6 protein-coding genes are annotated in these 8803 nt (G+C 37.9%); 5 read left to right on the plus strand and 1 reads right to left on the minus strand.

Annotated features, from left to right (window positions below; genetic code table 11):
• Nucleotides 1–157: 157 nt before the first annotated feature.
• From dnaE to trxA, 3 genes are all read left to right on the plus strand, one after another.
• Nucleotides 158–4444 carry a DNA polymerase III subunit alpha gene (gene dnaE / locus MM214_RS17890; RefSeq protein ID WP_241297545.1) on the plus strand — a complete coding sequence of 1429 codons (4287 nt, stop codon included), beginning with the start codon at nucleotides 158–160 and terminating at the stop codon, nucleotides 4442–4444.
• A gap of 199 nt (nucleotides 4445–4643) precedes the next feature.
• On the plus strand, nucleotides 4644–5306 hold the full coding sequence (locus tag MM214_RS17895) for a porin family protein (RefSeq protein ID WP_241297546.1): 663 nt from the start codon (nucleotides 4644–4646) through the stop codon (nucleotides 5304–5306).
• 164 nt (nucleotides 5307–5470) lie between these two features.
• Complete coding sequence (trxA, locus tag MM214_RS17900) at nucleotides 5471–5791, plus strand: thioredoxin (RefSeq protein ID WP_241297547.1); 321 nt, start codon at nucleotides 5471–5473, stop codon at nucleotides 5789–5791.
• Nucleotides 5792–6060: 269 nt separating this feature from the next.
• Here trxA and MM214_RS17905 read toward each other — a convergent pair whose 3' ends face one another.
• Nucleotides 6061–6624, minus strand: coding sequence for a DUF502 domain-containing protein (locus MM214_RS17905; RefSeq protein WP_241297548.1), 564 nt, complete (start codon nucleotides 6622–6624; stop codon nucleotides 6061–6063).
• Between the two features lie 335 nt (nucleotides 6625–6959).
• Here MM214_RS17905 and MM214_RS17910 point away from each other — a divergent pair, with 335 nt between their 5' ends.
• Nucleotides 6960–7646, plus strand: coding sequence for a hypothetical protein (locus MM214_RS17910; protein ID WP_241297549.1), 687 nt, complete (start codon nucleotides 6960–6962; stop codon nucleotides 7644–7646).
• Between the two features lie 447 nt (nucleotides 7647–8093).
• Nucleotides 8094–8639 carry an REP-associated tyrosine transposase gene (locus MM214_RS17915; RefSeq protein WP_241297550.1) on the plus strand — a complete coding sequence of 182 codons (546 nt, stop codon included), beginning with the start codon at nucleotides 8094–8096 and terminating at the stop codon, nucleotides 8637–8639.
• Nucleotides 8640–8803 lie beyond the last annotated feature (164 nt).

Below are 8803 nucleotides of genomic sequence, written 5' to 3' on the forward strand. Positions count from 1 at the left end.
TTCAAATTACAAGATTGAAAGATTTCTAATCTTTCAATCTTGTAATCTTAAAACTTTCTAATTTTTTCCTATTTCTTTCTCATACAAATTTCTCCAATACTTTGCCCACTTGAGCAGATGTTTGTTAACTTAGATTTCCCAAAATTAAAGCGTTTGTATGTATATCATTTTTGATACCGAGACCACTGGATTACCAAGGAGTTATGATGCGCCAATGGCAGCAGATGATAACTGGCCAAGATTAGTTCAGGTTGCCTGGCAGCTTCATGATGCCAAGGGGAAGCTGATTTCTAATAAAAACTATATCATCAAACCTGAAGGCTTTACTATCCCTTACAATGCGGAGAAGGTTCACGGGATTTCTACAGATCGTGCTTTGAAAGAAGGACATGATTTGGCAGAAATTTTAGCGATTTTTGACAAGGATGTAGCCAAAGCAGATTACGTGGTTGGTCACAATATCGGATTTGATATCAATGTGATGGGTTCTGAATTTCTACGAAAGGAAGTTCCCATGCACTTGCCAGAGAAGAAACCACTCGATACCAAGGATATTTCGACAGATTTTTGTGCGATCCCCGGTGGGAGAGGTGGTAAATTTAAATGGCCCACACTCACTGAGTTGCACAAAAAGCTTTTTGGTCTTGGATTTGATGATGCCCACGACGCGGCCTATGATGTGGATGCTACAGCCAAATGTTTCTTTGGGCTGATCACTGCTGGGGTACAACCTCCTGCCGAAGGACTTAGCATTCAGGATGTGATATATGAAGCCCCCAAGCTTGAGGAAGCAAACTTTGCTGCAGCAAAAGATGAAACTAAGCAAGCAGCAAAAGATGTACTTAGGGCAGCTGGTCGAGCAGATATTTCCGATTTGGTTGATGTACCATTTGCTCACCTCCATGTGCATACTCAATACTCCATTCTACAAGCGACATCAGAAATACCTGCGCTAGTAGCTCGAGCCAAAGAGCTCAATATGCCTGCAATCGCCATGACAGATCATGGCAACATGATGGCAGCATTTCATTTTGTAAGAGAAGCATTAGCCAAAGAAATAAAGCCTATCGTAGGATGTGAGTTCTATCTGACAAGAGATAGGAAAAACAAATCTCAAAAAGATGATGGATATCAGACGGTTTTACTCGCAAAAAACAAAGCGGGATATCATAACCTCGCAAAGTTGGCTTCCTATGCCAATATTGAAGGGTTTTATTACGTGCCAAGGATTGATAAAGAGATCCTCGTACAGTATAAATCAGACATCATAGCAACTACTGGTGGGCTTTGGGGGGAGATCCCATTTTTGATTCTGAATGTGGGGGAAACACAGGCAGAGGAGGCTTTCGTGTGGTGGAAGGAACAGTTTGGAGAGGATTTCTACGTCGAGCTCAATAGGCATGGGATCCCCGAAGAAGAAAAAGTGAATGAAGTCTTGCTTCAATTTGCAAGAAAGTATGGGGTGAAGTATTTCGCTGCAAACAATACTTATTATAATACAAAAAATGATGCCAAAGCCCATGATATTTTGCTATGTGTAAAAGATGGTGAGCTGGTTGAGAAGCCTAAAAAGTATATTGGAAAGCGTGGTAGAGAGTATAGGTATGGTTTTCCAAATGAAGAGTTTTACATCAAGTCTCCAGAGGAGATGAAGAAGCTTTTTGCAGATCTTCCTGAGGCGATTTCTTGTACGCATGAGATAGTTGAGAAAATAGAAAGTTATAAGCTGGCTAGGGAAGTCTTGCTACCCAAATTTGATATTCCGGAAGAATTTCGAGATCCTCAAGATGATCAAGATGGAGGAAAAAGAGGTGAAAACGCTTTCCTTAAGCATTTGACTTATGAAGGAGCTAAGAAAAGATACCCAGTAATTACAGATGAGATCAAGGATCGATTGGATTTTGAATTGAAGACAATCGAAATGACAGGATACCCAGGATACTTCCTGATCGTACAGGATTTTATTGCAGCAGCTAGAGACTTGGGCGTATCAGTTGGGCCTGGGCGAGGATCGGCAGCTGGCTCAGCGGTAGCTTATTGTACGGGTATTACCAATGTGGATCCTATAGCATATGACCTACTTTTTGAGAGGTTTTTGAACCCTGATAGGGTTTCCTTACCCGATATTGATATTGACTTTGATGATGAGGGGAGGCAGCGTGTGATAGACTATGTGATCAACAAGTATGGATCCAATCAAGTAGCACAAATCATTACCTACGGTACTATGGCTGCAAAGTCAGCTATTAGGGATACCGCTAGGGTTCTCAATCTACCACTTTCGGATGCAGATAGGTTGGCAAAGTTGGTACCTGATATAAAATTGAAGGCACTGTTCGAACTCTCAAAAGATAGGGCTAAACTTTCTGCTAAGCTGAAAGGAAATGGGGAAGACTTGGGTAAAGCAGATGAATTGATTAGGATTTCTAGAGGAAATGATGAATCCTCCAAGACAATCAACCAAGCCAAAGTACTTGAAGGATCTGTACGGAATACTGGGATTCACGCCTGTGGTGTGATCATTACTCCTGATGATATTACCAATTTTGTTCCAGTAGCGCTAGCCAAAGATTCAGACATGGTCTGCACACAGTTTGACAACTCTGTGGTAGAAAGTGCCGGACTATTGAAGATGGACTTTTTGGGATTGAAGACACTTACTTTGATCAAAGATGCTGTCAAAATTGTAAAAGAGCGACATGATATAACGCTAGATCCCGATAATTTCCCAATCGATGATGTGAAGACTTATGAGCTTTTTCAGCGAGGGGAGACAGTCGGCATATTTCAGTACGAATCCCCCGGTATGCAAAAGTATATGCGGGAATTGAAACCTACGGTTTTTGCGGATTTGATAGCTATGAACGCCTTGTATAGACCAGGTCCATTGGAATATATACCTTCTTTTATCAAAAGAAAGCATGGTCTTGAACCGATCACCTACGATCTAGATGACATGCAAGAGTATCTGGAGGAAACTTATGGGATTACAGTATATCAGGAGCAGGTGATGCTCTTGTCTCAAAAGTTGGCAGGATTCACCAAAGGTGAGGCTGATGTATTGAGAAAAGCCATGGGTAAGAAGCAACGGGATGTCCTGGATAAAATGAAGCCGAAGTTTGTCGAGCAAGCGGTATCCAAAGGTCATGATGCAAAAAAATTAGAAAAGATTTGGAAAGACTGGGAAGCATTTGCCTCTTATGCTTTCAACAAATCCCACTCTACATGTTATGCTTGGATTGCCTACCAGACTGCCTACTTGAAGGCTCATTATCCAGCTGAGTACATGGCTTCTGTATTGAGCAATAACATGAACGATATCACTCAGGTGACCTTTTTCATGGAAGAGTGTAAGCGTATGGGGATACCAGTACTTGGACCAGATGTCAATGAATCTAAAAACAGCTTTACAGTAAACAAAGAGGGGCAGATTCGCTTTGGGATGGTTGCTATCAAAGGAGTGGGAGGGGCAGCAGTAGATGCCATAGTGGAAGAGCGAGAGAAAAAAGGCAAGTTTCCAAATATCTTTGAATTTTGTAAGCGAGTAGGAGCAAAAGCACTCAATAAGAAAACGCTAGAATCTTTAGCCATGGCCGGAGGCTTTGATTGCTTCCCTCAACACCACAGGAGGCAATATCTGGAAGCAGCAGATGGAGATATAAATTTGCTTGAAAAAGCTGTGAAATATGCACAAAAAGTGCAACAAGAAGCTGATAGCTCTCAAGTAAGCTTGTTTGGTGGAAGTGGAGGGATGGAAGTGCCGTTGCCTACAGTTGCTGATATAGAGCCATTTAGTCAGCTTCAAGCATTGAACATTGAAAAAGAAGTGGTGGGACTCTATATCTCTGGTCATCCGTTGGATCAATTTAGGGTAGAGATAGAATCATTTACCAATACCCCCATGACTGATTTCAATAACATGGATTTGTTAAGAACAAAAGGTGATATCAAAGCCGCTGGTATGGTGACTTCTTTTGCTCATAGGACGACAAAGACTGGTAAGCCTTTTGGGACGCTTACGATAGAAGATTACCATGGAGGGCATACATTCTTCATCTTTGGAGAAGACTATATCAAGTTCAAAGAGTACTTTATGACAGGGTGGTTTCTTTATATCAATGGATCAGTTCATCCAAACAAATGGAAAGAGGGGGAGTTTGAATTTAAGATCAATAGCATGTCTTTACTCAATGAGGTCAGAGGAAGGATGGTCAAAGGATTGAGGATTAACATAGACTTAGATGATTTGACCTTGGATTTGATGGAGAAATTGGAGAAAATTACCGATAAGTATAAAGGCGACGCAAAGCTCTATATCAATGTAATTGACACCAAAGAGAACATCACCCTTGACCTGATGTCAAAAAGATTCAAAGTAGACCCTTCCAATGAAATGATCCAAGAACTAGGAACCCTGCCAGAAGTAGTCTATCAGATCATCTGATAAAAAGATGATAAAGTAAAAAGGGTACGGGAGAAAAAATGAAATGAGTAAAAGTATAGATTTTGAGAATTGACTATCAGTTTATCGATTTTGGATTGAAGTGAGATGTAAGAGTAGTGTGATTGACATCCGCTAAAAGTAGATTGAGTCTTATCTTAAAATAGCGCATGTACCTTGAGCACAATAGATCGTCTAAACTATGAAAAACATATTCTTATTCATCTTTGTCATAGTGGCGTTTAAGGTTTCTGGGCAAAATCACTACATTGGGGTAAAGGGAGGTGTTAGCTCAACTAATATAGCGTCAACCAATATTTTTAGTGACTCTAATGCTAGATTAGGCCTGACAGCTGGGTTGACATATGAATATTTATCAAATAAATATTTATCATTTGGGGCAGATTTGATTTACAATCAACGAGGTTTTACAATCGAAACTCCTTTTACCGACAGCCAAGCGAATCTTACAGGGGATAGTTATACCTCAATATTTGAGTATGATTATGTATCAGTGCCCATAAAGGTTGGATTTAATATAGGAACTGTTCTTTATGGTTTTGCGAATATTGGTATAGTTCCATCTTTGCTTTTAGATGCTAAGCACACGGTACCAATATACTTTGAGGAAGGTGAGTTTGTCGAAAATAAAACATTGGATGTGACTGATACTGTCTCAAAGTTTGATTTTGCAGGATTGGCGGAGATGGGCGGGGGGTATAAAATTAGTATGCGAACTTCACTATTCACTTCTCTTTCATATCAACATAGTTTCACGTCAATCACGAATTCTTCTTATTTTGCAAATAATAATATTAGACATATAGGGATAAATTTCATAACAGGACTAAAATTTGCTCTCTGAAAAACAACTATCGTTGGAAATATGTCTTTGAAATTAAATTTTCTCAATATATTATCTACAATCATTAAGCTAAAATCAAAAACATCTCTCAATTGAACTTATTGGAGCTGAATTGAATTTAGTATTATATTCGAAAATCGAAAACTTATAAACAGATATATAAAATGGCAAAAGCAATTGAAATTACTGATTCAAATTTTGAAGAAATCATGAAATCAGAGCAGCCTATCCTAGTGGATTTTTGGGCTGAATGGTGTGGACCTTGTAAAATGATCGGCCCAGTAGTCGAAGAGCTAGCGGGAGATTATGAAGGCAAAGCGGTAGTTGGTAAGGTAGATGTAGATGCGAATCCAGCTGTTGCAGCTCAATTCGGTATCAGAAGTATCCCTACACTATTGTTCTTCAAAGATGGTCAAATCGTAGACAAGCAAGTTGGAACTACTGCAAAATCAGTATTGGCTCAAAAGCTTGATGCTCAATTGTAAAATAATGATTTTGAAGCTTGCATGACGAATGCATCATAAAAAAAAATAAGCCCTCTTAGGGCTTATTTTTTTGTATACCTACTTCGAAGCCGACTTCATTAATGATTTTTGTAATGAATTGGTTTAACATCAAAAGGAGCTTATTGTAAAATAAAAAATTTCTTTAAAGTCAGTATCCACTAATATCAAATATCAATTAATATCTTATTCTCAAAATCAACTTTTTTAAGCAGTTTGCTTGGCTGTCAAAGGAGATTTTTATCCGCATCTTAAAGCGTCTTGTTCAAATTTGAAACACCACCAGAAACGATAAATTTCATGATGTCAGAGCTACTTACATTTTGGAGAATCCGCACATTCTGTCTAGGTACTAAGTATAAGTTTCCTGAGAAATTATAACTATGTGGAAAATAGATTGCAACAAGCTCATCTTCACCCAAAACACTCAAATCATCCTGTGTAATGAAGCCCATCCTAGACATGCCTTCTGACAACTTTACGACCACAGGGGTATTGAACTTTTTCTTATCCCCAACAAAAGCAGACATCAAATCCTTGATACTCGTGTAGACGATATTTACCAAAGGGATTTTGAATATCCACCGCTCGCACATTTCAAACAGCGGTTTGGTAATGAAAAGACTAGCCAAGTAGCCTACAAAAGTGATAAAAGTAAGCATAATAACAATTCCCAATCCTGGGACTGGAATTGGAATGATTCCATCTAGAAAGTTCAATGTCAAGATGATCAAATAAATCGTCAAGCCAATAGGTACGACAAACAGTAAGCCTCTCAAAAAGAAAGTAATCACTCTTTTATAGGTAAAAGCCATGTGGGGTATTGTTTAAATGTCCTCAAATTTAGGCAATAAACTTGATTCATTATGGCTTTTTGGAAATCGTGAATGAATCTTTGCCTAAAAACGATCTATAGAGTCAGTGGTGTTTGCTATGTTTTCATAATTTAGTATTATTGAAAATCAGTAATGTTGTTTGCTAATGATTTCTTAATTGTTTGGCTTTCTTTTTTACTTTGATGCATACATTGGGTATAACCTTTTTATTTTTGCCTAAATCTTGGGATTCATGAAACCTTAAAAATAGATAGTATTAAATAGATTGTTACATCAAGTTATCCTTTAGGTTATGTCCGAAACTTATGAATAGAATGACTATTTCTCTAGTGTTTGTGTTGATTTATCTCACCTCCTGCCAATCTACAAAGACTACAGTAAGTCAATATTGTAAAGTCTGTTTGGGGAATGATGATGGTATTATTATTGATGACGTATCAAGTCCTTTGCTTTCATCCATGCAAAATGATGAGCTATGGGGTATAGTGAAATCGGTTTTTGAGAATGAAGGTTTTTCTAATGTATTTGATAGGTATGAGTTAGATTATGAATTTATCAAGTATAATATCAAAGGTATAGAAAGTCAAGAAGACAGAGAGCAATTAGTACTCAAGTTGGGAATCAAGTATATTCTTAAGCCTTCTGTAATCAGTGCGAGGGATTCGGAAGGTTTTATGTATGACGCTATTGATCCTAATGCAATGAAATATCCCTTTCCAAGAGAAATCCATCCAATCCCTAATAAACCGGGAGAAAATCAATCAATACTACAGTATGAGCTCATAGAGATTTCTTCTGGGGATATTGTTTACAAAGTAAATTTCATGAATTCAGATTCTGGATTTATTACTGAGGACGGAGATGATTATAATTTTAGTACAGTTATGAAAACTCTGCGGTCAGGAACTAAAAAAGCTACAAAATTCACCATTGCAGATTGTAGCTGTCCAAAGAAAAAGTACATCAAGAGAAGAAAGTTTTGGGAGAAATTAGGACACTGATGAATTTTTGAGTTTAGAAGTTGTTTTTAGATGTTCCCTAAGCGCAGCTTGCATCTACGTTTTCATTTCCAAGGGATTTGTAATCCCACATTCAACAACGAGAGTCCACCTAGTCAAGATATTTGAGTTGTAGTTACAAACTACACCCAGCCGGCTAGTGGTTGTATTTCAGGTTTTCTCAACAATGGGGTGTTCCCTAAGCGTAGATTGCATCTACGCTTCCCTATCCTTGGAATTTACAATTCCGCAATGATGTACGAAAATTCATAAAATCAAGATATTAAAGGTATAGTTGCAAACTACACTTAGTCGGTTAGTGATTGTTTTAAGTTGTTTACAAAAACGGGGTGCCTCCTAAGCAAAGATTGAGTGCCTAAGCGTAGATTGCATCTACGCTTTCTTATCAATGGAATTTGCAATTCCAATCCAAGAGAATTATATTTAATCATGGGTAATGCTTTTCAAATTAGAGATCAGGAAATGCCTTATTTTTTGACATTCCAAGTCGTAGGATGGGCAGATGTTTTTACCAGAAAGCGGTATAGGGATTTTATTTTAGAAAATTTAGCGTATTGTAGAAAATCAAAAGGATTGTACCTGTTTGGCTATGTAATTATGAGCAATCATATTCATTTATTGGTTCAGCAAAAAGATGGGAGGTTGTCAGATTGGGTTAGGGATTTCAAAAAGTTCACAAGTAAGAAATTGTTAAAAATGATTTCAGAGAACCCTGATGAAAGGAGGAAGGAGTGGCTTCGTATGATTTTTGAATATCACGGGAAATATAATAAGAGAAATAATGATATTCAGTTCTGGACTCATGAAAACCATGCTGTTGAAATGTATAATGTTGGCATGATAGAAAGTAGAATGAAGTACATTCATGAAAATCCTGTTAGAGCTGCCATAGTTGAAAACCCCGAGGATTATTTGTATTCGAGTGCAAGGGATTATTCAGGATTAAAGGGTTTGATTGAATTGGATTATTGGTGATTTAGAATGCCCCTAAGCGTAGATTGCATCTACGCTTCCTTAAGTTTGGCTAATTTCTATTATAGAATAGGCTTGATAGAGTATGAACTGGGTAATTTTTAGCACTTCGTTGTTTTTGCTCCATGTTCACGAAGTCGGAGAAATTGATTTTGACTGAATCAGAC

Origin of the sequence: Belliella kenyensis (assembly GCF_022549675.1) — a bacterium.
Classification (GTDB): domain Bacteria; phylum Bacteroidota; class Bacteroidia; order Cytophagales; family Cyclobacteriaceae; genus Belliella; species Belliella kenyensis.